This is a genomic window from Cupriavidus sp. DF5525 (genome assembly GCF_040149425.2).
Lineage (GTDB): Bacteria > Pseudomonadota > Gammaproteobacteria > Burkholderiales > Burkholderiaceae > Cupriavidus > Cupriavidus pickettii_A.
Genome location: NZ_CP168267.1, coordinates 1608597 through 1631880, shown reverse-complemented (window position 1 = coordinate 1631880; position 23284 = coordinate 1608597). Strand labels below are relative to the sequence as shown.

At 66.0% G+C, this 23284-nt stretch carries 20 protein-coding genes and 1 pseudogene; 14 read left to right on the top strand and 7 right to left on the bottom strand.

From position 1 onward, the window contains the following. Positions 1-55 precede the first annotated feature (55 nt). The 4 genes from ABNX08_RS42065 to ABNX08_RS42050 form a co-directional block, all read right to left on the bottom strand. Positions 56-1456 carry an aldehyde dehydrogenase family protein gene (locus tag ABNX08_RS42065; RefSeq protein ID WP_349608153.1) on the bottom strand — a complete coding sequence of 467 codons (1401 nt, stop codon included), beginning with the start codon at positions 1454-1456 and terminating at the stop codon, positions 56-58. Between the two features lie 448 nt (positions 1457-1904). Then, positions 1905-3413: an AMP-binding protein gene (locus ABNX08_RS42060; protein ID WP_349608140.1), complete on the bottom strand. Its 1509-nt coding sequence runs from the start codon at positions 3411-3413 to the stop codon at positions 1905-1907. An 87-nt stretch (positions 3414-3500) separates the two neighbouring features. Then, entirely contained in the window at positions 3501-4019 is a 519-nt protein-coding gene (locus ABNX08_RS42055) for an SCO family protein (RefSeq protein WP_349608138.1), read from the bottom strand. Then, positions 4010-5539: a hypothetical protein gene (locus tag ABNX08_RS42050; RefSeq protein WP_349608136.1), complete on the bottom strand. Its 1530-nt coding sequence runs from the start codon at positions 5537-5539 to the stop codon at positions 4010-4012. Before ABNX08_RS42050 ends, ABNX08_RS42055 begins: the two co-directional genes overlap by 10 nt. Before the next feature lie 20 nt (positions 5540-5559). On the opposite strand from ABNX08_RS42050, the gene ABNX08_RS42045 reads away from it, so the two are divergent. Beyond that, the gene (locus ABNX08_RS42045) at positions 5560-6396 is read left to right on the top strand and encodes a TetR/AcrR family transcriptional regulator (RefSeq protein ID WP_349608134.1); all 837 of its coding nucleotides are present in this window, start codon (positions 5560-5562) and stop codon (positions 6394-6396) included. A 36-nt stretch (positions 6397-6432) separates the two neighbouring features. Here the strand turns inward: ABNX08_RS42045 and ABNX08_RS42040 are convergent. Both ABNX08_RS42040 and ABNX08_RS42035 read right to left on the bottom strand, forming a co-directional pair. Continuing rightward, positions 6433-6848: pseudogene (locus ABNX08_RS42040) on the bottom strand (aldehyde dehydrogenase family protein); the annotation flags it as partial. Between the two features lie 56 nt (positions 6849-6904). Continuing rightward, complete coding sequence (locus ABNX08_RS42035; protein ID WP_349608132.1) at positions 6905-7666, bottom strand: FadR/GntR family transcriptional regulator; 762 nt, start codon at positions 7664-7666, stop codon at positions 6905-6907. Between the two features lie 264 nt (positions 7667-7930). Between ABNX08_RS42035 and ABNX08_RS42030 the strand changes: the two genes are divergently transcribed. The 13 genes from ABNX08_RS42030 to ABNX08_RS41970 all read left to right on the top strand — a co-directional run bounded on the left by ABNX08_RS42030 (position 7931) and on the right by ABNX08_RS41970 (position 22274). Continuing rightward, positions 7931-9178 carry a branched-chain amino acid ABC transporter substrate-binding protein gene (locus ABNX08_RS42030; RefSeq protein WP_349608131.1) on the top strand — a complete coding sequence of 416 codons (1248 nt, stop codon included), beginning with the start codon at positions 7931-7933 and terminating at the stop codon, positions 9176-9178. A 101-nt stretch (positions 9179-9279) separates the two neighbouring features. Further along, positions 9280-10221 (top strand): branched-chain amino acid ABC transporter permease, encoded by a 942-nt coding sequence (locus tag ABNX08_RS42025; protein ID WP_349608129.1) that lies wholly within the window; start codon positions 9280-9282, stop codon positions 10219-10221. Between the two features lie 2 nt (positions 10222-10223). Then, positions 10224-11513 carry a branched-chain amino acid ABC transporter permease gene (locus tag ABNX08_RS42020; protein ID WP_349608127.1) on the top strand — a complete coding sequence of 430 codons (1290 nt, stop codon included), beginning with the start codon at positions 10224-10226 and terminating at the stop codon, positions 11511-11513. Next, positions 11510-12268 carry an ABC transporter ATP-binding protein gene (locus tag ABNX08_RS42015; RefSeq protein ID WP_349608125.1) on the top strand — a complete coding sequence of 253 codons (759 nt, stop codon included), beginning with the start codon at positions 11510-11512 and terminating at the stop codon, positions 12266-12268. Before ABNX08_RS42020 ends, ABNX08_RS42015 begins: the two co-directional genes overlap by 4 nt. Then, the gene (locus ABNX08_RS42010) at positions 12265-12981 is read left to right on the top strand and encodes an ABC transporter ATP-binding protein (RefSeq protein ID WP_349608123.1); all 717 of its coding nucleotides are present in this window, start codon (positions 12265-12267) and stop codon (positions 12979-12981) included. The genes ABNX08_RS42015 and ABNX08_RS42010 overlap by 4 nt, the downstream gene beginning before the upstream one ends. Further along, positions 12978-13802, top strand: a complete 825-nt coding sequence (locus ABNX08_RS42005) for an SDR family NAD(P)-dependent oxidoreductase (protein WP_349608121.1) — start codon at positions 12978-12980, stop codon at positions 13800-13802. The genes ABNX08_RS42010 and ABNX08_RS42005 overlap by 4 nt, the downstream gene beginning before the upstream one ends. Before the next feature lie 53 nt (positions 13803-13855). Further along, entirely contained in the window at positions 13856-16045 is a 2190-nt protein-coding gene (locus ABNX08_RS42000) for a dehydrogenase E1 component subunit alpha/beta (protein WP_349608119.1), read from the top strand. Positions 16046-16062: 17 nt separating this feature from the next. Then, positions 16063-16551, top strand: a complete 489-nt coding sequence (locus ABNX08_RS41995) for a VOC family protein (protein WP_349608117.1) — start codon at positions 16063-16065, stop codon at positions 16549-16551. Beyond that, positions 16551-17798, top strand: a complete 1248-nt coding sequence (locus tag ABNX08_RS41990) for a pyruvate dehydrogenase complex dihydrolipoamide acetyltransferase (RefSeq protein ID WP_349608115.1) — start codon at positions 16551-16553, stop codon at positions 17796-17798. The genes ABNX08_RS41995 and ABNX08_RS41990 overlap by 1 nt, the downstream gene beginning before the upstream one ends. 10 nt (positions 17799-17808) lie before the next feature. Then, positions 17809-19200, top strand: a complete 1392-nt coding sequence (gene lpdA, locus ABNX08_RS41985; RefSeq protein ID WP_349608113.1) for a dihydrolipoyl dehydrogenase — start codon at positions 17809-17811, stop codon at positions 19198-19200. Positions 19201-19227: 27 nt separating this feature from the next. Further along, positions 19228-19965, top strand: coding sequence for an SDR family oxidoreductase (locus tag ABNX08_RS41980; RefSeq protein WP_349608111.1), 738 nt, complete (start codon positions 19228-19230; stop codon positions 19963-19965). A 24-nt stretch (positions 19966-19989) separates the two neighbouring features. After that, the gene (gene gabD, locus ABNX08_RS41975) at positions 19990-21438 is read left to right on the top strand and encodes an NADP-dependent succinate-semialdehyde dehydrogenase (protein ID WP_349608110.1); all 1449 of its coding nucleotides are present in this window, start codon (positions 19990-19992) and stop codon (positions 21436-21438) included. A gap of 2 nt (positions 21439-21440) precedes the next feature. Then, on the top strand, positions 21441-22274 hold the full coding sequence (locus tag ABNX08_RS41970; protein ID WP_349608108.1) for a shikimate dehydrogenase: 834 nt from the start codon (positions 21441-21443) through the stop codon (positions 22272-22274). Between the two features lie 148 nt (positions 22275-22422). Here the strand turns inward: ABNX08_RS41970 and ABNX08_RS41965 are convergent, their stop codons facing one another. Further along, positions 22423-22716, bottom strand: a complete 294-nt coding sequence (locus ABNX08_RS41965) for a phasin family protein (RefSeq protein ID WP_349608106.1) — start codon at positions 22714-22716, stop codon at positions 22423-22425. Positions 22717-23284 lie beyond the last annotated feature (568 nt).

Here is a 23284-nt window from a genome sequence, read left to right as displayed (position 1 = left end):
TTCTGACTCCCAGGTTCCAATGCTTATCGTGGTTTGCCGAATGAAGCGGACCGCATCAGGCCGCCAATGGCTTGCTGCGGATCGTTTGCAAGTTGGCGTACTCGGCCAGGCCATGCAGCGAGTTCTCGATGCCCATGCCCGATTGCTTGTGCCCGCCAAATGCAACGTGTGGCGAGAACACATGGACCTGGTTGATCCATACGGTTCCCGTTTCGAGCCGGGCGGCGATGCGCTGCGCCATGTCGGTGTCGCGCGACCATACCGAGGCGGCAAGGCCGTAGTGGCTGCGGTTTGCCCGTTCGATGACATCGTCGAGGTCGCGCCACTTCAGCAGTGGCAACACCGGTCCGAAAGCTTCCTCGGTGACGCAGCGCGCATCCTCAGGCGGGTTGTCGATCAGCGTGACCGGGATGAAGTAGCCAGGCCGATCCGGCAGGTCGCCACCGAGCAGGAACTTGTGTCCCTGTGCCCGCGAGTCGTCCAGCAGATCCCGCACCTTGTCGTATTGCATGCGGTTCTGCAGCGGACCCAGTTCGACGTAGGCGCCGGTCCATTCGCCCATCGTCACGCTCTTCGCATAAGCGACCAGTGCCTCGGCGACTTCGTCGTAGATCTCTTCGTGGATGTAGAGGCGCTTGCAGGCAACGCAGAACTGCGCGCTGTTAGCGAACGATGCCCAGAACAGCTCTTTGGCGATCTTGCTCGGATCAACATCCGGCAACACGATGGCTGCGTCGTTGCCCCCCAGTTCCAGCGTCAGGCGTTTCAGGTTGCTTGCCGCGCTCTGCATCACCTTCTTGCCCGTTGCGGTGGATCCGGTGAATGCGATCTTGCCAATATGTGGATGTTCCGTCAGCCATTGCCCCAGTTCGTTGCCACCGGAGATGATATTGAGCACGCCAGGCGGCAGCACGTCTTGCGCGAGTTCACCGAACCAGAGCGTGCACAGCGGTGTGTAAGGGGAGGGCTTGAGCACCATCGTATTGCCCGCGACCAGGGCCGGCGCGATCTTCCAGATTGCCAGCAGCAACGGGAAATTCCACGGCGTGATCCCTGCGACCACGCCGATCGGCGTGTAGCGCGTGACCACCGCGTCATCGCCGCCAACGTCCACGGTTTCTTCGTCCAGGCGCTGCTTCGCAATCTCCCGGCACCAGTGAACCGATCCGCCGATTTCCCATTCGGCTGCGGCACGGCTCTTGCCTTGCTCCGTGCACAGCAACTGGGCGAACGCTTCGAAGTTGCGCTCGATAATGTCGCCTAGCGCCGTGACCACGCGCTGCCGCTCTTCTGTCGCCGTGGCAGCCCAACGGGGGAACGCCGCTTGGGCCGCTGCTACCGCAGCCTCGAGGTCGTCCCTGGACGCCATGGGAAAGCGGCAGATTTCCTCCTCGGTTGCCGGGTTAAGCGCGACCCCTGTTTGCGCCGATTCGACCCGCTTGCCATGGATCGTCATCGCGAATGGTAAGCGTCCCGGTTCTGTTGGTACGTGTTTCATTTGTCTCCTCGCATTTTTGCGGTGTGTTGGGAAAGCAGTGCTACGCTGCCGTTGGGAGGTACTGTCCGCGCCTCGCCTGATGCCGGAGATGCTTTGCAGCGAGACGCCTGAAGCTCGGCTTCAAACTGGCCGACGGCTTGCCTGAAGTGGCTTTGATGCGCCAGCCAGGCATCCCATGCGTAGTCAGCCAGCGCGGCACCGGCTGGGAAAATCAACGACATGGCAGCCACGAGAAGCGCGGCACGGGGCCGACGCCGTCGTATCCCGGCCGGGCAGCACGGCGCGCGCGACGCACCGCCAAGCATTTGCCGTAGCCAGCCCAGCAAGGCGATGCCCGGGCCGAGCGCCACCATTGCCAGCAGGCAACAAGCCATATCTGGCCCTCCTGGATGGGTTCTGAATTGCGTTAACTGCGTTTCAGGTGCCGGCGCAAGATTTTTCCGGATGCAGTCTTTGGCAGGTCATCGACGAACTGCACAATTCTCGGAACCTTGTAGTTCGCCAGGCGTGTCCGGCAGAACTCCAGGATCTCGTCCTGGGTAACGGACATGCCGCGGGCCAGCACGACGAAGGCTTTCGCCAGTTCGCCCTTGGTTGGATCGGGCACGCCTACCACCGTTGCCATGGCCACTGCGGGGTGTGCGCAAAGCACCCGCTCCAGCTCGGCCGGATAGATGTTGTAGCCGCCGGTGATGATCATGTCCTTGAGACGGTCGACGATATAGATGAACCCGTCAGCGTCGACATAGGCCAGGTCGCCGGTGTGCAGCCAGCCTTCTGTATCGAGCGTTTCGGCGGTGGCATCGGGGGCGTTCAGGTAGCCCTCCATCGTCAGCGGTCCTTTCAGTACGAGCTCGCCCACCTCGTTGGTCGCCAGCGGCAAAGCGGAGCCAGGGCCGACGACACGGGCCTGCATGAACGGCAGCGGGATACCGATCGATCCCAGGCGACGCGGGCCGTGGAGGCAGTGCGTTGTACCCAGGCCGCCAAGTTCCGTCATGCCCCACAGCTCGAGCAGGGGAACCCCGAACCGTGCTTCCACCTGTTCCATTTTGGCCAGCGGCATGGTCTGCCCGCCAACCGTGCAGCGGGTCAGCGATGACAGGTCGTAGTCGGCCAGATGCGGGAAGTCCAGCAAGTACATATACATCGTCGGCACGCCTTCAAATAAGGTGGCGCGATGCTGCTGGATGCTGCCCAGTATGTCCTCGGGCTTGAAGGTGCTGTGGAGCACCAGCGTCATGCCATAGGCGATGGCGCTGTTCATGACGATGTTGCCGTAGACGTGCGAGAGGGGCAGCGCACTGACCACAGTGTCCTGCGCGGTGCGGACATGATACGTGGCCGTCATCGCGCTATTCAGCAAGATCGAGCGGTGTGACAATACGGCACCTTTGGGATTGCCCGTCGTGCCGGATGTGTAGGCGATCGTGCTGATGGCGTCGGGGACGACAGGGCGTTCGCCATCGATCGACTCTGGCGGGGCGGCGATCCATGCCTCGAAACTTTCAATCCCGCCGGACGGACCCTGAAATGAGATCAGGCCTGGCACTGCGCTGTCGGACTGCGCGCGAAGCGCTGTAAGCTTATCCAGCTGGCCGAACACAGCAGCCGCTTGGCAGTCGCGGATGGCATACAGTGCCTCGGACGCGGTCAGCATCAGGTTGAGTGGGTTGGCGACGCAACCCGCTTTCAGGATCCCGTAATAGGCAATGATCCACTCGGCGCAGTTGGGCGAGTAGAGCGACACCCTCGCCCCTGGCTCAAGCCCGCGTCTGATCAAATGGGCAGCCACATTTGACGACAGGGTGTCGATTTCCGTGAACGAGTAACGCCTCCCATCGACAATCAGCGCAGTCTTATCGGAATACTTGACTGCCGAATGCCTGATGAGGTCTCCAATGGATGTTTCCACGTGGGGGTCTCCGCGTCGCGCTCTTGATTGGTGGCGCGTGATAGTGTGGATGGCTTATGGGAAGCTTCAGCTTGCTTCAGGTTGTCTTTACTGGCTTGCGGCGCTTGCCGAATCCAGCAGCGCCGAAATCCGCTGGAGCACCTCCTGCTCTGGCAGGCTCTCCGGAAAATGCGCGAGATAGCCGCCACTCCGGTCCATCAGGTAAGTGATGGCGGTATGCGGCACGGCATAGCCGTCCGGATCGTCGGCATCGGCCTTGCGCTCGGCGAAGACGCGGAAGGATTGCTTGGCGTGATCGACCTGGGCCCGGCTTCCCGTCAGGCCGGTGAAGCGCGGATAGTTCCTGGCAAGAAAGTCCTTCATGATCTCGGGCGTATCCCGCTCGGGATCCACGCTGACGTAGAGGGGGCGGATCTCCTCGGCGCGCGGGCCCAGCACCTCCAGGATGCGGGACAAGCGCGCCAGATTGCGCGGGCAGACCACTCGGCAATGCGTGAAGCCGAAAAAGACCAGGCGGTAGCGCCCGCGATAGCTGTCCTGCGTCACGGCCTGGCCGTCATGATCGATCAGCGAGAATTCCCCGCCCGGGCTGGCCTTCAGTTCCATGAGAGCACCATCGTGGTTGTGTCGACAACATCGAGCTCGACGATCATCTGCTCATGTGCCCGTTCAACCCTGACGTTGGGGCTTGTCCAGAGGACCTGGTCCGCCTTTCCGTAAGCCAGCAGTTCCTGGTCGCGCTCCAGTCGCCAGTTGCCGCGGTTCCATACGTTGTCCAGCTCAAGGCGCGCCTCAGGCTTGGCCCTGGTATCTCGCACCGGGGTCAACGTCAGTGCCAGGGCGTTGATATGCGGATCGAACCATGCGCGACGAACGTCGAGTGAAGGCGTCACCGCTGTCAGGCCGGGCTGCGCGAAATGCTCGTCCTGCCATGGCCCTTCATAAAGGGCGCGCAGGCCACCGGGCACATTGAGCCGTGAATAGGGAAGCAAGGCATTGCCGGTATGCGGATCCATGGCACGCAACACGCCGTCTTCGTCGAGCCGTTGGTCGCAACGCGGATAGTAGAGGCCGCCGTGTTGCCAGGTCGGGTCCAGGCGTGCGTCGGCATAGGCATGCAGGCGCGTGAGCAAGGCTTCATCGCCAACCTCGGAAGCGCACACCGCAGCCCAGCCGAAGTCATACGCCGTAGATCGGTCCGCAGCGCCGGGGGCGAGCGTCGGCGCAGGCTTGACCCAGGCGCTGCCATCCGGACCGTCGATTACCCACTGCGCGACGAAGCGCGGGTAATGCTCCTTCACGAAATCCGGGTTCCACGCATGCATCAACGCAGCCATCCAGAAATCCGTCCAGGGCAGATTGGTGGGCGTGATCACCTGGCGCTCGCGCTCCTGCACCATCATATTGAAGTGGCCGGCGTCGTTCAGTACGCCGAACTCGGACCAGGCCTGCAGGTAGCCCGTGGTCACTTCCTCTGCGATGGATCCTCCGTAGACGAGGTCATGGAAGCGAAAGCCCAGGATCGAAGGCTGGTTGCAGATCTGGAATACGCAATTGGGCTCGCAGGCGATGCCAAGATAGCCACGCTCGACCATGCTCCAGTAAAGGTGCTGGTTGAGCGACCGCTCGTCGTACGCAAAATGCTTGCCGCCTTCACCCCAGAACAGAGGGTTGACCGAGAAGGTCAGTGCACCCTCGGCAGCGTACTTGTCGTCGCGGAACAGGTAGTGATAGAGCAACGCCATGCTCTGCACATAGGCGCTGTACATGATGTTGTCCCTGACCACCGGATCCCACTGCGCGGGCAGTTCGCCCAGCGATTTGTTGAACGGGCCGTTGCCGGTGCCGACGTAGTGCCAGTAGGTCCAGACATCGGGGGAGAGGATCTTGCCGATCAGGCTGTCGAACGGCTGCCTGAACACGGCCGGGGCGGCGGGAAGGCGATGTACGTGGGCGAGGCCTAGTGCATAGGCCATGTAGGCAAGCTGGAAGCGCAGTGCGCCGAAGTCCTCCTGCAAGGTGGTGCGGCCTTGCATGCCCGACCAGTCGTCCGGGAGCCGGGCGGCGAGATTCAGGATATGCCGCAGGCTCCCGGCCTGGATATCGTCCATCAGCGGCGTCGACACGAGCCATTGCGGAGAGATCCTTGATTCCCTTGATTCCCTTTGAGCATGGGAGTGGTCCATACGTGTCTCCATTCCGGGCGCACGCGCCACCGGCGGTGCACTTTTTTGATGTAGCCGCGGCCTTGGCCCGGCAGTGGATCCATCATGAGTTATTAGACTATCTTTGTCAATATGAACAATATCAGTCTATTTGGTATCATGCTGACCAGACAGGACAATGGGCAAACATGAACAACGTCAGACGGGTAGAGATCGGGCAAGAGCGCAGGACCCGGACGCGGCAGAAGCTGCTGGAGGCGGCTGCCCGGGTGGTTGCGGATCTGGGCGAGAAGAAGGCGACGATCGACGATTTCATCCAGGCTGCCGGCGTGGCGCGCGGCACCTTCTACAACTATTACGAGACTCGCGACGAGTTGCTCGCGGATCTGTGGAAGGAGATCGGCCACGATCCGTTCGACGAGATCCAGCGACGCTGCCACACCATTGCAGATCCGGTCGAACGCTTTGCGGCGCAGACGCGCCTCGTGTTGCAGCGCACGGTCGAGAAGCCCGCTTGGGGCTGGCTCGTTTATGCGTTGTCGGTGGATGGCCAGTCCATCAACGAGGACCTGCTCAGCTATCCCCGCCCGGAGCTGATTGCCGGCAAGCATGTGGGCCAGTTCGAGTTCGGCGATCTTGCCAGTGCCAGCGACCTGGTAGTGGGCAGCGTGCGGATGGCAATGCGGGCGCTGCTGAGCGAATCGCGCCCGCCGGGCTATGTGCGCTCCTTCTGCGTCTGCCTGCTGCGAGCGCTCGGTGTGGACGCCGCCCGTGCGCAGGCGATTGTCGATCAGCCGCTGCCTACTGACGCAGGCTGAAGGCAGACCGGCTCCCGAGTCGGTCTGTGCTGCAGACTAGAGTCTGCCGAGGCAAACGTATTTGAGCACGAGGTACTCGTCGAGGCCATACTTCGAGCCCTCACGGCCCAGGCCGGATTGTTTGACGCCTCCGAACGGCGCGACCGCCGTCGAGATCAGCCCGCTGTTGATGCCCACCATTCCGGTTTCCAGCGCATCGATCGCACGCCGGATCCGGTTGATGTCGCGGCTGTAGACATAGGCGCCCGGCCGTATTCCACGGCATTTGCTGCGGTAATGGCTTTGTCATCGGCATCGAACGGAAACAGCGGTGCGACCGGTCCGAAGGTCTCTTCGGTGGCCAGCCGCATCGCGGTCGAGGCATCGGCGAGCACGGTGGGCTCGGACCAGGTGCGCCCGCGCGCGTGGCGCCGGCCGCCGCACAGAGGCTTACCGCTACTTGACAAACTATTCCGCATAGAAGCGATCCTCAACAGCAACTGCGCGAGCCGCCCAAAGCGGGCAATCTTCAACCCTTCAGATACATATTCAGCCGTTCCGCGGCGTTGCGCAGGTGGGTTTCCGCGGCTTCCGCCGCGCGCGCCGGATCGCCGGCGGCGATGGCGTCATAGATGGCCTTGTGCTCTTGCTGCACGGCCTCGATGAGGTCGGCATGCTGCGCCTTGGTGTTGCTGCGTGCCTGCCGGATGACGCGCCTTGCTCCATGCTCCAGGTGCTCCGACAGCGCCCGAAAATGCGGGTTGTGCGTGGCGTCCACGATCGCCTGGTGGAAAGCAAAGTCCTCCTCATCGCCCAGCCGGTCGTTGGCGATCTCGTATTCCATTCCGATCAGTGCGCGCTTGATGCGCTTGAGGTCTTCCGGCGAGCGGCGCATGGCGGCGAACCGGGTTGCTGCCACTTCGATCGTCACCAGCAGTTCCATCACCATGGCCAGCGAGTCCTTCTCGTCAATGGTGACGTCCTGCATCCGAAATGCCTGCTTTTGGCTGCGCTCGGTGACAAACACGCCGCTGCCGGCCCGTGACGAGACCAGTCCCTCGCTCTTGAGTTGCGAGAGGGCTTCGCGGACCACCGCGCGGCTGCACGAGAACTGTTCGCAAAGATCGCGCTCGCTGGGCAGCCGGTCGCCGATTGCGAACTCGCCGGCCTGGATGGCTTGCGTGAGCCGCGACGCAATCTCGTCGGGCAGGTGCCTGGGCTCGGGGTAGAACGATGTCCCTTCCGCGCGTTTGGGTGTCTTCAGCACCTGGGCAGATCCTCTCGACGTCATGATTCTTCTCCCTCGGCCGGGCGCTCGGTTCCTTGCATGGATCGGTGTGTGTAACTGGTCTTACAGCTTAATGTAGCATGCCCGGCGCGCTGCTTTCCGGGAAATTGCTTCCCCCGTGGAAACCCTAGATCCGTCGATACGGCATTGACTGTGTCCGCCGGTCTCTCTATATTTAACTGGTCTGACCACTTGTTGTTGTGGTCAGGCCAATTTGGTCGGCTCGATCCGGCCACTTCCACCAGACCAACACAACAGGAGACAACCATGAGCGGTAGCCGTTTTCCCAGTCGTCTTGTCGCTTGCGCGGCCCTTTCGCTGCTGGGGGGCGCCGCAAACGCGGCTCCGGTCAAGATCGCCATCGTGGAGACGCTGTCGGGCCCGCAAGCCTCTACCGGCCTTATGTTCCGCGCCGCGGCGCGCTATGCGATCGACAAGATCAATGCCGCCGGGGGCTGGAACGGCGAACCGCTGCAGCTGGTGGAGTACGACAACCAGGGTGGCCCCGCCGGTGCCGCCGACAAGCTCAAGGCCGCCATTGCCGATGGCGTGCAGATCGTGGTCCAGGGCGCGTCGTCGGCGGTATCGGGCCAGCTGACCGAGGACGTGCGCAAGTACAACCTGCGCAATCCGGGCAAGGAGATCCTGTTCCTCAACGTTGGCGGCGAAGCGCTCGAGCTGACCGGCGAGAAGTGCCACTTCTACCATTTCAAGTTCGCCACCAACGCCGAGATCCGCGTCAAGGCGCTGGTCGGCGCGATGAAGCCGCTCAATGCGCTCGGCACGCGCGTGTACTCCATCAACCAGAACTATTCCTGGGGCATGGACATGGAGAAGGCGATCGCCAAGGACGCGGCCGCAGGCGGCTACCAGGTGGTGGAGAAGACGCTGCACGACGTCAACAAGGTGCAGGACTTCTCGCCGTACGTGGCCAAGATTGCCGCGACCAAGGCCGATACCACGATGACCGGCAACTGGTCGAACGACTTGCTGCTGCTGATGAAATCCACAAAGGCGGCAGGCCTCAAGACCCGCTTCGCCACGGTGTTCCTGGACCAGCCGGGCAATCTCGGCAACGCCGGCGAGGTGGCGCTCGGCCACTATGTCGCCCATCCGTTCAACGCGGAAGCGGGCGGCGCCGAGGGCGAGAAGTTCGCCAACGACTTCAAAGCCAAGGCAGGGCATCTGCCCGCCTATGTCGAGCCGCAGGCGGTGTTCGGCATCGAGATGCTGGGCCAGGCCCTGAAGACGGTCAAGCCGGAGAGCGGCAAGCTCAACGTCACCGCGCTGGCCAAGTCGCTGGAGAAGGCCACGCTCAAGGGGCCGCTGGGTGAACTGAGCATGCGTGCCGATGACCACCAGGTGCTGCTGCCGATGGTGGTGTCGGTGGTCAGCAAGGACGCCAGGTTCAAGGTGGACGGCACCGACATGGGCTTCAAGCCGGTGAAGACCTTCTCCGCCGCAGAAGCCGCCACGCCGCCGCAGGCCAGCTGCAAGATGCAGCGCCCGGCCTAGGCCTCTTCCGCCGCGTTCGCGGCCCGTCCGGGCCGCACCCGCCACGCGCGCACGGGCACGTCCCGGCGCGCGGCGGCCCGGCTCGTCCCCAGGAAGCGCACATGGAATACTTCATCGTCTCGCTGCTCAACGGCGCCATCTACGGCCTGCTGCTGTTCATGGTCTCCGCCGGCCTGACGCTCATCTTCGGCATGATGGGCGTGCTCAACTTTGCCCATGCATCGTTCTACATGCTGGGTGCCTATCTTGCTTTCTCGCTGCAGGGCGTGATCGGCTTCTGGCCCGCCATCGTGGTGTCGCCGCTGCTGGTGGGACTGGTCGGCGTGGCCGTGGAGCGCTTTTTCCTGCGCCGTGTCCATCACCACGGCCATGCCCATGAGCTGCTGCTCACCTTCGGCCTGTCGTTCATCATCGCCGAACTGGTCAAGCTGTTCTTCGGCAACTTCCCGGTCGACTACCGGGTGCCCGCGTCGCTGGATTTCGCCGCGTTCCACGTGGGCGCGTCAACCTACCCGTTCTACCGCGTCTTCATGGGCATCGTGGCCATCGCGATGTTCGTGGTCATCTACCTGCTGCTGACCCGCACGCGCGTCGGCATCGTGGTGCGCTCGGCCATCTACAAGCCGCGCATGGCCGAGGCGCTGGGCCACAACGTGCCGCTGGTGTTCATGGGCGTGTTCGGCATCGGCGCGGCGCTGGCCGGCCTGGCCGGGGCGGTCGCGGGCGCCTTCTATACCACCAACCCCAACATGGCGCTGGAACTGGGCGTGCTGGTCTTCGTGGTGGTCGTGGTGGGCGGGCTTGGCTCGCTGGAGGGCGCCATGGTGGCTTCGCTGCTGATCGGCCTGATGACGGCGCTGTCGGTCGGCGTGGACCGCAGCCTGGCCGACCTGCTGGCGCTGGTGGGCGCGGGCGAGTGGGCCAACCGCGCGGGCGGGCTGTTGACCCTGAAACTGTCCAGCCTGTCGGCAACGATCCCGTTCGCGCTGATGTTGCTGATCCTGTTGTGCCGTCCGTCCGGCCTGATGGGCGAGAAGGAGTAAGCATGCGTCATTCCCGCAATATCCTGCTGGCGCTCGCCGTTGCCGCGCTGGTCGCGGCCCCCGCGGTGCTGTCGCCGTCGCTGGTCAACGCCACCATCCAGATGCTGATCGCGGTGCTGTTCGCGATGGCCTTCAATCTGCTCAGCGGCCAGGGCGGCATGCTCTCGTTCGGCCATGCCGCGTATTTTGGCGTGGGTGCGTTTGCCACGGTCCACGCCATGAACGCCGTGGGCGGCAATGGCCTCTTGCCCACGCCGCTGCTGCCGCTGGCGGGCGGCGCGGCCGGGCTTGCCATCGGCTTGGTCGCCGGGTGGTTCGCCACCAAGCGCACCGGCGTCTACTTCGCCATGATCACGCTGGCACTGGCCGAGCTGCTGCATGCGCTGGCGCCGCACATCAAGAGCTGGTTCGGCGGCGAAGCCGGCATCTCCACCATGCGCATGCCGGCCTGGGGCCTGACCTTCGGCGACAGCAACCAGGTCTACTACCTGACGCTGGCCTGGGTGCTGCTGTCGCTGGCGCTGCTCTACCTGTACACGCTGACGCCGGTCGGCCGCCTGACGCTGGGCCTGCGCGAGAACGCCAACCGGTTGCGCTTCCTCGGCTACGACATCCATCGGCTCGGCGTGCTGGTGTTCGCCATTTCCACGATGTTCTCGGGCATTGCCGGCGGCCTGCAGGCCATCAACATGGAGGCCGCCAACTATGTCCTGTTCGACGCCGGCGTTTCCGCGGCCGTGGTGCTCAACAGCTATATCGGCGGCGTCAAGGTCTTCCTGGGGCCGGCGCTCGGCGCGGCGCTGATGACCTTCTTCGGCTACGCGGTGTCCGACCTGACGCGCTCGTGGCTGCTGTACCAGGGCATCGTGTTCGTGCTGGTGATGCTGTTCATGCCGGCCGGCATCTCGGGCCTGCTGACCTGGTGGGTCGCCGGCAGCAAGACTTATGGCGCGCGCCGCCTGCTGCCGATAGCCGCCGCGTTCGTCGTCGCCACGCTGCTGCTGGCGGGCGGCACCGTGTTCAGCGTGGAACTGCTGCAGCGCTTCTTCTCGCAGGACTATCGCGCGCTGGCCCCGCTGAACGGTGGCGCCGGCTGGCCGCCGATCCCGCTGTTCGGCCGTGAATGGGCGCCGCTGTCGGCGCTGACGTGGCTGCCGCCAGCGGTGCTGGTGGGCGCAGGCGCCATGCTGGCCCGGCATGCCAGCCAGCGCTGGCTGCGGCTGCGCGAGGGCGCTGAAACCACGGACATCGCCGCCGGCGATGCCATCGAGGCCGGGAGGAACCCCGCATGACCGCATCCCCCATCCTGTCGCTGCGCGGGCTGCGCAAGTCGTTCGGCGACGTCGACATCATCCGCGGCGTCGACCTGGACATCGTGCCGGGCGAGCGCCATGCGCTGATCGGCCCCAATGGCGCCGGCAAGTCCACACTGTTCCACCTGATCTCGGGGCGCCTGCCGCTCACGCGCGGCGAGATCCTGCTCGGCGGCGAGCCGATCCATGGCCTCTCGCCGCAGGACATTAACCGCCGTGGCCTGGCCCGCTCGTTCCAGATCACCAATATCTTCGCCGGCCTGACCGTGTTCGAGAACCTGCGCCTGGCGCTGATGCGCCGGCATGGCCTCCAGTACACGCTGTGGCGGTTCGCCCACAAGGCGCGCGCGGTCAATGAGGAAGCCGCGCACCTGCTGGAGCAGGTGCGGCTCGCGCGCCGCGCGCAGGTGATTGCCGGGGAGCTGTCGTACTCGGAGCAGCGCTCGCTGGAGATCGCCATGACGCTGGCGTCCGACCCGCAGCTGATCATGCTCGACGAGCCCATGGCCGGCATGTCGCACGAGGAAACCAGCTACACCGCGGGGCTGATCCGCGAGGTCACGAGGGGCCGCACGCTGATGATCGTGGAGCACGACATGGACGTGGTGTTCTCGCTCAGCGACCGCATCAGCGTGCTGGTCTACGGCGAGATTGTCGCCACCGGCACGCCCGACGAAATCCGCAACAGCGCCCGCGTGAAGGAAGCCTACCTGGGTGAGGAGGTCAGCGTATGAACCCCGCACCGCTGCTCTCGGTGGAAAAGCTGCACGCGCACTACGGCAAGAGCCACATCCTGCATGGCGTGGACTTCCAGGTCGGCCAGGGCGAGGTCGTGAGCCTGCTCGGCCGCAACGGCGCCGGCCGCTCGACCACGCTCAAGGCGATCATGGGGCTGGTGCCGCCCTCGGCCGGACACATCCGCCTGCGCGGCCGCGACCTGACCGGCGCGCGCTCGTATGCCATCTGCCGCAGCGGCATTGCCTACGTGCCCGAAGAGCGCGAGGTGTTTGCCAACCTGACCGTCGACGAGAACCTGCGCATGGGCGAGCAGCGCGCGCCAGAAGGCGCGCCGCAGTGGACCGTGGCGCAGATGTTCGACTACTTCCCGCGCCTGAAGGAACGGCGCAATACCAAGGCCGGCAGCCTTTCCGGCGGGGAGCAGCAGATGCTGACGATGTGCCGCTCGCTGCTGGGCAACCCGCTGGTGATGCTGATCGACGAGCCAACCGAAGGCCTGGCGCCCAAGATCGTCGCCGTGGTCGGCGAAGCCATCCGCGACATCCACCGGCGCGGCGTCTCGGTGGTGCTGGTGGAGCAGAAGCTCGCCATCGCGCTCAAGGTGTCGAGCCGCGTCTGCGTGATGGGCCATGGCCGCATCGTGTTTGAAGGCACCCCGGAACAACTGACCTCCAACCCCCAACTACTCAAGGACTGGCTCGCGGTATGAACGCCCCTTCTTTTACCGGATTTCCCGGCGCGCAACCGTTTGCCCCGGCCCGCTACCCGGGCCTGGAAGGCAAGGTGGTGCTCAACACCGGCGGCGCAAGCGGCATCGGCCGCGCCATGGCCCACGGCTTCGCGCGCCACGGCGCGCGCCTGGTGCTGCTGGACCTGGACGCCGAAGGGCTGGCCGCTACCCGGCATGAGCTCGAGGCGGCCTTCCCCGGCCTGCAGGTGCTGACCGTGCAGGCGTCGATCACCGACGACGAGGCGGTCGAGCGCGCCTGCGCCGAGGCCGAGGCGCGCTTCGGCCGCATCGACATCCTGCTCAACAACGCCGGCATCTCGATGAACAAGCCGTCGATCGCGCTGACGCCGGCCGAGTGGCGCCGCGCCATCGACATTGACCTCTCCGGCGTCTTCTACTGCACCCAGGCCGCCGCGCGCCGCATGATCCGCCAGAACGGCGGCGTCATCCTGAGCACGGCGTCGATGTGGGGCATGGTGTCGTCCGCCAACCGGCTGGCCTACTGCGCGGCCAAGGCTGGCGTGGTGTCGCTGACCAAGTCGCTCGCGGCCGAATGGGCGCAGCACAATATCCGCGTCAATGCCGTCTGTCCGGGCTATACGCGCACCGCGCTGACCGACACGCTGATCGAGCGCCGCGCGCTGGACGCCGAGGCGCTGATGGCGCGCACGCCGCTGCACCGCTTCGGCACCCCGGAGGAGATGGCCGAGGTGGCGCTGTTCCTGGCGTCGGACGCGGCGGCGTTCATCACCGGCCACGCGCTGGTCTCCGATGGCGGCTGGACGGCCGACGGCTTCTGAGCCCGGGCGGCCCGGTCTACACGATCCGAACATCCTGAACCAAGGACTATTCCATGTCTGAATGCATCGCCCTGCAACCCGGCGCCGACTGGGTCGAGTTGCGCACCACGGAGGAAGACTGGGCCAACGCGGCCCCAGGCCTGCTGGGCACCATGCTGACCCACATGCACCTGATCCGCGGCTTCGAAGAAGCCGTGCTGGAGCTGGCCGCCGAAGGCCTGGTCCACGGGCCGGCGCACTCCAGCATCGGGCAGGAGGGCGGCGCGGCTGGCTCCATCGTCGGCGTGACCGGCGCGGACCAGGTCAACGGCTCGCACCGCGGGCACCACCAGTTCCTGTCCAAGGCGCTGGGCTACCTGGCACCGCAAGGGCTGGATCCCGATGCGCCGTTTTCCACCGCCGTGCAGACGCTGCTGCAGCGCACGCTGGCGGAGATCCTCGGGCTGGCGCAGGGCTTCTGCAAGGGCCGCGGCGGCTCGATGCACCTGCAATGGGCCGAGGCCGGCGCGCTGGGCACCAACGCCATCGTCGGCGGCGGCGTGCCGCTGGCGGCGGGCGCTGCCTGGGCGCACAAGCATGCCGGTACCGACGCGGTGGCCGTGACTTACTTCGGCGACGGCGCGGTCAACATCGGCTCGGTGCTGGAGACGATGAACCTGGCCGCCGCGTGGAAGCTGCCATTGTGCTTCTTCATCGAGAACAACGGCTATGCGGTCTCCACCACCGTGGCGGAATCGACGGCCGAGCCGCGCCTGTCCGCGCGCGGGCCGGGCTTCGGCATCCGCAGCTGGAAGGTCGACGGCATGGACCCGCTGGCCGTGCACCTGGCGATGCAACAGGCGCTGGCGCATATGCGCGCCGGCCACGGCCCGGCCGTGATCGAGGCGGAGGTGTATCGCTTCCTCCACCAGAACGGCCCGTTCCCGGGCAGCGCGTTCGGCTATCGCAGCAAGGAAGAAGAGCAGCAGTGGCGCGCGCGCGACCCGCTGGAACTGCTGGCGCGCCGCATGCAGGCGCGTGGCCTGCTCTCGGCGGAGCAGGTGCAGGCCTTGCGCGAGCGCGTCAGGGCCGCGATGCAGGCCGCCATGGCGGCGCTGACGCAGCCCGATCCGTCCGGCAAGGCGGGCAAGCGCATCATCCGCCCGGAACTGTGGCCCAGCCCGGACTTCCGCGACGTGGGCATCCGCAGCGACCTGAAGGAACTGGAAGGGCTGCGCTACGCGGACCAGGATACCTTCACCGGCATGCTCGACACCCGCAAGTTCGTCGACGTGGTGGCCGACGTGATGGGCCGGCGCATGGAAACCGACAGCACGGTGGTGGTCATGGGCGAAGACGTCCACCGGCTCAAGGGCGGCACCAACGGCGCCACGCGCGGGCTGCGCGACCGCTTCCCGGAACGCGTGCTGGGCACGCCGATCAGCGAGAACGCCTTTGTCGGCCTGGGCGGCGGCGTGGCGCTGGATGGCCGCTTCAAGCCGGTGGTGGAGTTCATGTACCCCGACTTCATGTGGGTTGCCGCCGATCAGGTCTTCAACCAGATCGGCAAGGCCCGGCACATGTTCGGCGGCGAGAGCGACGTGCCGCTGGTGCTGCGCACCAAGGTGGCGATGGGCACCGGCTACGGTTCCCAGCACTCGATGGACCCGGCCGGGATCTTCGCGACCAATCCGGGCTGGCGCATCGTGGCGCCGTCGAACCCGTTCGACTATGTGGGGCTGATGAATACCGCGCTGGCCTGCAAGGACCCGGTGCTGGTGATCGAGCACGTGGACCTGTACAACAGCTCCGCGCTCGGCCCGGTGGACGACCTGGACTACCACCTGCCGCTGGGCAAGGCGGCGGTGCGGCGCCAGGGCAGCGAGGTCACGGTCATCACCTACCTGTCGATGGTCGGCCACGCGCTGGAAGCCGTGGAGAAGACCGGCGTGGACGCCGAGGTGATCGACCTGCGCTGGCTCGACCGCGCCAGCCTGGACTGGGAGACCATCGAAGCCAGCATCCGCAAGACCAACAACGTGCTGATCGTCGAGCAGGGCGCGCGCGGGACTTCCTATGGCGGCTGGCTCGCCGACGAGCTCCAGCGGCGCTGCTTCGATTGGCTGGACCAGCCCGTGCAGCGCGTCACGGGCGCGGAAGCGGCACCGAGCATCTCCAAGGTGCTCGAGCGGGCGGCGGCGGCGCGCACCGAAGAAGTCATCGACGGCCTGCGCCATGTGATGCGCGACAAGGGCCTGGCCTGAACCGGGGAGTCATGGAAATGAAGATGAACATGGTGGTACCACTGGAAGTCGGCATCGCGGTCCGGGACTTGCCCCGCATGCGCCGCTTCTACGAAGACGTGCTGGGCTTCACCTTTGTCAGCGAGGTGGTGGTGCCGGCGGAGAAATCAGTGCAGGCGGCGATGCACGCGCAGGGCTACACCGTCGTGCGCCTGAAGACCCCTTATGGCGAGCGCATCAAGCTGCTGGCGCCGCCGCACCCGCCCGCCGCCGAGCCGGCGACGGCATATATCCTCGACAAGGCCAACGCGTCGTACCTGACCTTCATCGTCGACGACATCCAGGCCGTGGTCGATGCCATGCTGGCGCAGGGCGTCGAGTTCATGACCGGTCCCCGCCGCGTCGAGGTCCGCCCCGGCACCTACCTGGCGTTCTGCCGCGACCCGGAGGGCAACGTGCTGGAGATCGTCCAGTACACCGACATCGCCGGCTATCGTCCCGACCTGCTTGCCAAGGGAGATGCCTGATGGCCATCCTGCTGCGCATGCCCGAGGTGGCCGCCAATGCCACCCACGCCACCCTGCAGGCCTGGACCCGGCAGGAGGGCGACAAGATTGCCGTGGGCGACTGCATTGCCGAGATCGAGACCGACAAGGCGATGGTCGAGCTCAACGCCGACACCGCCGGCACGCTCGGCCGGATGCTGGCTCGGCCCGGGCAGGAGGTGGAGGTCGGCGCGCCGATTGGCGTGCTGCTGGTCAATGGCGAGACGCATGCCGATATCGACGCGCTGATCGTGTCGTCTGGTGCCATCGTGGTGCCTGGGGCGCAGCCGCCGGTACCGGCACCCGCCGTGCCTGTAGCGCCCCTGGCCGCCGAACCCGCCACCGCGCCCGCCCGCATCTTCGCGAGCCCGCTGGCACGGCGGCTGGCCGCGCAACGCGGCCTCGACCTTGCCAAGCTGACGGGCAGCGGCCCGAACGGGCGGATCGTCAGGCGCGATGTGGAGGCGGCCCAGGCTCCTGCTGCGGTCCCGGCCCTTGCCACGGCCCCGGCATCCGGCAGCCCGGCACCGGTGCAGGATGCCGCCGTCGAAGGATTCATCGAGATTCCGCACAGCAATATGCGGCGCACCATTGCGCGCCGGCTGGCGGAAAGCAAGGCCACCATCCCGCATTTCTACCTGTCGGCGGACTGCCAGGTGGACCGGCTGCTGGCGCTGCGCGCCGAGATCAACGCCGGCGCCGCGCGCAAGATCTCCGTCAACGACTTCGTGGTGCGCGCGGTGGCCGTGGCGCTGCGCGAGGTACCGGAGGCCAACGTGGCATGGACCGATAGCGCGCTGCGCCAGTTCCGCACGGCCGACATCGCCGTGGCCGTGTCCACCGACAGCGGCCTGATCACCCCGATCGTGCGCGCGGCCGAGCGCAAGCCGCTGTCAGCGATCAGCGCCGAGATCGCCGAGCTGGCGGCCCGCGCGCGCGCGGGCCAGCTGCGCCCGGACGAATACCAGGGCGGCAGCATCAGCGTCAGCAACCTGGGCATGCATGGCGTGGGTGAGTTTTCCGCGATCATCAACCCGCCGCAGGCCGCGATCCTGGCGGTGGGCGCCGCGCAGGCGATGCCGGTGGTGCGCGACGGCAAGCTCGAGGTGGCCCAGGTCATGCGCTGCACGCTCTCGGTCGACCATCGGGCCATCGACGGCGCGCTGGCGGCCAAGTGGTTGGCCGCGGTCCGGCGCCTGCTGGAAAACCCGCTGGCCATGCTGGTCTGAAGGGGGCGCGATGACATCTTCGTTCGACCTTGCCATCGTCGGCGGCGGGCCCGGCGGCTACGTCGCCGCCATCCGCGCCGCGCAACTGGGCATGCGTACCGCCGTGATCGAGAAGGATGCGCTCGGCGGCATCTGCCTCAACTGGGGCTGCATCCCGACCAAGGCCCTGCTGCGCTCGGCCGACGTGCTGCGCATGGTGAAGGATGCCGCGGCCTATGGCGTCGCCGTGGGCGAGCCCCGCGCGGATGTGCCGGCCATGGTGGCGCGTTCGCGCGCAGTGGCGGCGCAGCTCAACAAGGGCGTGGCGCACCTGATGAAGAAGCACGGCGTCACCGTGCTTAACGGCCATGGGCGGCTGGCGGGCAAGGGCCGGCTCCAGGTGAGCGCGGCAGACGGCCAGGCCAGCACCATCGGCGCCGGCCATATCGTCCTTGCCACCGGCGCGCGCGCGCGGCCGCTGCCGCAATTGCCGGTCGATGGCAGCACCGTCTGGAGCTACCGCGAGGCGCTGGCGCCACCGACGATCCCGCGCCGCTTGCTGATCGTGGGCGCGGGGGCGATCGGGGTGGAGTTCGCGAGCTTCTATCACGCGGTAGGCGTGCAGGTCACGCTGGTCGAGATGGCCGAGCGCATCCTGCCAACGGAGGATGCGGAGATCTCCGCGCAGGTGGCGAACCAGCTCCGGCGCGACGGCATCGCCATCCACGCCGGCACCCGCCTGGAGGGTGCCCAGCGCGGTGCGTCCGGGTGGACGGTGACGCTGGCAGGCAGCGAACCCGTGCGGCTTGAGACCGACGTGGTGCTGGTCGCGGCCGGCATCGTCGGCAATGTCGAGGATCTCGGCCTGGAAGGCACCGGGGTCAGGGTCGAGCGCACGCATATCGTCACGGACGCATACGGCTGTACCGGCGAGCCGGGCGTGTACGCCATCGGCGACGTGGCCGGCCCGCCATGGCTGGCGCACAAGGCCAGCCATGAAGGCGTGATCTGCGTCGAGAAAATTGGCGGGCTCCAGCCGCACCCGCTCGACCCGCGCCGGATCCCGGCGTGCACCTACAGTCATCCGCAAGTAGCCAGCGTCGGCCTGACCGAAGCGCAGGCGATGGCGGCAGGCCACCGCGTGCGCGTCGGCAGGTTCCCGTTCTCGGCCAACGGCAAGGCCATCGCGATGGGCGCCACTGGCGGGCTGGTCAAGGTGGTGTTCGACGAAGGCAGCGGCGAACTGCTGGGCGCCCACATGGTGGGCGACGAGGTGACCGAGATGATCCAGGGCTACGGCATTGCGCAGGCGCTGGAAACTACCGAGGCCGAGCTGATGGCGGCCGTGCTGCCGCACCCGACCCTGTCCGAGGCGATGCACGAGGCCGTCCTGGCGGCCTACGGCCGCGCCCTGCATATCTGAATCGAACCGACCGCATGGAGACACTGCATGTCTGACTTTGCATCGCGTACGCTGCTGCTGACCGGCGCCAACGGAGGGATCGGACGCGAGCTCGCGCGCCTGTTCCACGCCGGCGGCGCCAACCTGGTGTTGACCGACCTGGATGCGGACGGCCTGGCTGGCTTCGCGCGCAGCCTTGGCGACCCCGAGCGCATCGTGACGCTGCCCATGGACGCCGCCAGCCCGGACGACAGCGCGCGCGCCGTCGCCACGGCGGTCGAGCGCTTTGGCGGCATCGATTTCCTGGTGCCGTCCGCCGGCCTGTACCAGTCCCAGCCGGTCGCGGAAATGACCGACGCGCAGTGGCGCCAGACGCTTGGCATCAACCTGGACGGCGTCTTCTACCTGATCCGCCGCGCGATTCCGGCCTTGCGGGAGGGCAGCGCCATCGTCAACCTGACCTCGGTGGCGGCGCACCGCGGGGCCTACAGCAACGCCCACTATGCGGCCTCCAAAGGGGCGCTGCTGAGCCTTACGCGCAGCCTGGCGCGCGAACTGGGGCCGCGTACCCGTGTCAATGCCGTGTCGCCTGGCATCATTGAAACGCCGATGACGGCCGAACTGGTGCGTACACGCGGCGCCGAATCGGTGGAACAGACCCCCCTGCGGCGGCTGGGCCATCCGCGCGAAGTCGCCAGCGCGATCGCTTTCCTGTGCAGCGGCGCCGCCAGCTTCATCACGGGCGAGGTGCTGCACGTCAACGGCGGCCTCTATATGGCCGGCTGATACGGCCTAACCATCACACCGACTATGCTGAACCTTCAGGATTCCTCGCTGCTGCGGCAGCAGTGTTATATCGACGGCCGCTGGCTCGAGGGCGAGCGCTGCATCGCCGTCACCAACCCGGCCACCGGCGAACGCGTGGGCCAGGTGCCGCAACTGGGCGCCGACGAGACCCGCCAGGCCATCGAGGCCGCCAACCGCGCGCAGCCGGCGTGGCGCGCGCGCACCGCCAAGGAACGCTCGGCGCTGCTGCGCAAGTGGTTCGAGCTGATCCTGGCCAACCAGGAAGACCTGGCGCGCATCATGACGGCGGAACAGGGCAAGCCCATCGCCGAGGCGCGCGGCGAGATCGCCTACGCGGCCTCGTTCATCGAATGGTTCGCCGAGGAAGGCAAGCGCGTCTACGGCGACACCATCCCGGCGCCGGTGAGCAACCAGCGCATCGTCGTCACCAAGGAGCCGGTGGGTGTGTGCGCGGCGATCACGCCATGGAACTTCCCCGCGGCCATGATCACGCGCAAGGCGGGCCCCGCGCTGGCGGTGGGCTGCACCATGGTGCTCAAGCCCGCCTCGCAGACGCCGCTGACCGCGCTGGCGCTGGTGGCATTGGCCGAGCGCGCCGGCATCCCCGCCGGCGTGCTGTCGGTGGTGACGGGCTCGGCCAGCGCCATCGGCGGCGAGATGAGCACCAACCCGCTGGTGCGCAAGCTGACCTTCACCGGCTCGACCGAAGTGGGCCGCGTGCTGATGGCGCAGGCCGCGTCGACGATCAAGAAGGTGTCGATGGAACTGGGCGGCAACGCGCCCTTCATCGTGTTCGACGATGCCGACCTCGATGCGGCGGTCGAAGGCGCAATCGTGTCGAAGTACCGCAATGCCGGCCAGACTTGCGTCTGTGCCAACCGCATCTACGTCCAGTCGGGCGTGTATGAGGCCTTCGCGCAGAAGCTGGTGGCCGCGGTGGCGGCGCTGCAGGTCGGCAACGGCATGGAAGACGGCGTGCGCATCGGCCCGCTGATCGACGACAAGGCCGTGGCCAAGGTGGAAGAGCATATCGCCGATGCCGTGGGCAAGGGCGCGCGCGTGCTGCACGGCGGCCAGCGCCATGCGCTGGGCCACTCGTTCTTCCAGCCCACGGTGCTGGCCGAAGTGCGCCCCGGTATGCTGGTGGCGCGCGAGGAGACCTTCGGCCCGCTGGCGCCGCTGTTCCGCTTCGATACCGAGGACGAGGTGGTGGCCCTGGCCAACGATACCGAGTTCGGCCTGGCCAGCTATTTCTACGCGCGCGACCTGGGCCGCGTCTGGCGCGTGTCCGAACGGCTGGAATATGGCATGGTGGGCGTCAACACCGGCCTGATCTCGAACGAAGTGGCGCCCTTCGGTGGCGTCAAGCAATCCGGCGTGGGGCGCGAGGGCTCGCACTACGGCATCGAGGACTACCTGGTGATCAAGTACACCTGCATGGCGGGGATCTGAGATTGCAAATCGACGGCAATACCCAGCTTGTCGGCATTATCGCCGACCCCATCGGCCAGGTGCGCACGCCGCAGCTGTTCAACGCCTCGGTGTCCCGCCAGGGCCTGAATGCGGTGTGCGTGCCGTTCCACGTCGCGCCCCAGCAGTTGCGTGCGCTGCTCGACAGTCTCCCGGCAATGATGAACCTGGCCGGCATGGTGGTCACCGTGCCGCACAAGGAGGCGGTCGTCGCGGCATGCGCCGAGCTGACGGAGACCGCCCGCATGGTCGGATCGGTCAACGCGCTGCGCTACGATCGCGACCGGCGCATTTGGGTCGGCGGCAACTTCGACGGCGATGGCTTCGTCGCCGGTCTGCGCGAGCGCGGCCACGCGCTGGCGGACAAGTGCGTCCTGCAGGTCGGCGCCGGCGGCGCGGGCAAGGCCATGGCCTTCGCCATCGCGCGGGAACGGCCAGCGGAACTGGTGATCCACAACCGCTCCGCAGAGAAGGCGGCGCAGCTGGTGGAACGGTTGCGCGCCGCGCTGCCCGACATGGCGATCCGCGCGGGCGGCGACGACCCGGCCGGGTTCGATGTGGTGGTCAACGCCACGTCGCTCGGCCTGCGCGACGACGATGCGCTGCCGTTGCCGGCCGAGCGCCTGGCTCCCGGCACGCTGGTCTGCGAAGCTGTCGTGCGCGATCCGGAGACCGCGCTGCTGGCAGCGGCGCGCGCGCGAGGCTGCAGCATCCATCACGGGCAATGGATGCTGTACGGGCAAATCGTGGAGATCGCGCGCTTTCTCGGCGTGCCGCTCGAGGCCACCTTTGTAGAGCGGACGCTGGGGCCGTGGTGAATTAGCCGCGTTTGTCGAATTTATACCGTTTTTTTGCGCGCCCACATCCATGCATCCAGCACACCACGCGGCCTCGCGCTGTGGCGTGACGGCGTAGGGCGGATGCCGGGACATGCCGCGCTGCGCTTCGTAGCTTCGACTCTGGTGCTCACGAATCCGGGCTTGAATCATACTGGAATGAGAAAACGTGCCCGCTTGCTAATTGCATCAGAGCGATCTGCATTGCCAGGAGATCCTGAGGCCTGCCCATTGCGAACATCCGTTTCGTGCACTCACTGGATCCTTGCAACGAGAAAGGGACCAACTGAAGATTCCATTCGAGCAGCTTTTCAAAGTGAGCAAAAGCGTGGTCCATGAGGCCCACCATGTCCGCCATGCCTCGCAAGACTTCAAGGTTCGAGCGCTGCGCTATGGAAATATGGTGTATGGCTAGTGAATTCATGATCACACTCCTGTAAGCACACGCGATTTTCTTCTGCGCGCTGATTGGAATGGGGCCACATGCGAGCCCGTCACGGCAAAAGCTGGATTCAGCCGGCTTGCTGCCCGATTACCAGGGAAAATGCATGAATGCTCCTCGCACATGTGCCCGCTGCATGGCAGCAACAGTCATCTCTGACCGCAAGCCAATGGTCATTCGAAATTCAACAGGGCGACCCCATTGATTGAATGACCAATACGGAAAAAGAAGTGCAAGGTGGGGGAAATCCGGAGCTGGTTGGGCGCTTCAGTCGCGTGCCCAACAAGCTCCGGAAAAATTAGAGGCAGGCGCGACCCGCTCCATATCGCGAATGCGTCTTGCTGTAGAAGCGCGGGACCTTCGTTGCAGCGCCAACTTGTGACGGTAAGGCTACTATGTGCGATACCGGCTGTCGCTTCATGCCTGATAACCCGACCAGGCAGAAATACTGCACCACCGTATCCATTGCCTAGTTCCTCAAGCAGAAAACTGAAAACGAGCCATTGAATATTCGATATCTTATCCAATTCCCAAAAAAAGGCAAACCGGC

What these genes read in the sequence shown, in the direction of transcription:
- ABNX08_RS42065 (WP_349608153.1), bottom strand. Translation starts at nt 1,456, where the DNA reads ATGACGATCCATGGCAAGCGGGTCGAATCGGCGCAAACAGGGGTCGCG.
- ABNX08_RS42055 (WP_349608138.1), bottom strand. Translation starts at nt 4,019, where the DNA reads ATGGAACTGAAGGCCAGCCCGGGCGGGGAATTCTCGCTGATCGATCAT.
- ABNX08_RS42035 (WP_349608132.1), bottom strand. Translation starts at nt 7,666, where the DNA reads ATGACGTCGAGAGGATCTGCCCAGGTGCTGAAGACACCCAAACGCGCG.
- ABNX08_RS42030 (WP_349608131.1), top strand. Translation starts at nt 7,931, where the DNA reads ATGAGCGGTAGCCGTTTTCCCAGTCGTCTTGTCGCTTGCGCGGCCCTT.
- ABNX08_RS42025 (WP_349608129.1), top strand. Translation starts at nt 9,280, where the DNA reads ATGGAATACTTCATCGTCTCGCTGCTCAACGGCGCCATCTACGGCCTG.
- ABNX08_RS42020 (WP_349608127.1), top strand. Translation starts at nt 10,224, where the DNA reads ATGCGTCATTCCCGCAATATCCTGCTGGCGCTCGCCGTTGCCGCGCTG.
- ABNX08_RS42015 (WP_349608125.1), top strand. Translation starts at nt 11,510, where the DNA reads ATGACCGCATCCCCCATCCTGTCGCTGCGCGGGCTGCGCAAGTCGTTC.
- ABNX08_RS42010 (WP_349608123.1), top strand. Translation starts at nt 12,265, where the DNA reads ATGAACCCCGCACCGCTGCTCTCGGTGGAAAAGCTGCACGCGCACTAC.
- ABNX08_RS42005 (WP_349608121.1), top strand. Translation starts at nt 12,978, where the DNA reads ATGAACGCCCCTTCTTTTACCGGATTTCCCGGCGCGCAACCGTTTGCC.
- ABNX08_RS42000 (WP_349608119.1), top strand. Translation starts at nt 13,856, where the DNA reads ATGTCTGAATGCATCGCCCTGCAACCCGGCGCCGACTGGGTCGAGTTG.
- ABNX08_RS41995 (WP_349608117.1), top strand. Translation starts at nt 16,063, where the DNA reads ATGAAGATGAACATGGTGGTACCACTGGAAGTCGGCATCGCGGTCCGG.
- ABNX08_RS41990 (WP_349608115.1), top strand. Translation starts at nt 16,551, where the DNA reads ATGGCCATCCTGCTGCGCATGCCCGAGGTGGCCGCCAATGCCACCCAC.
- lpdA (WP_349608113.1), top strand. Translation starts at nt 17,809, where the DNA reads ATGACATCTTCGTTCGACCTTGCCATCGTCGGCGGCGGGCCCGGCGGC.
- ABNX08_RS41980 (WP_349608111.1), top strand. Translation starts at nt 19,228, where the DNA reads ATGTCTGACTTTGCATCGCGTACGCTGCTGCTGACCGGCGCCAACGGA.
- gabD (WP_349608110.1), top strand. Translation starts at nt 19,990, where the DNA reads ATGCTGAACCTTCAGGATTCCTCGCTGCTGCGGCAGCAGTGTTATATC.
- ABNX08_RS41965 (WP_349608106.1), bottom strand. Translation starts at nt 22,716, where the DNA reads ATGAATTCACTAGCCATACACCATATTTCCATAGCGCAGCGCTCGAAC.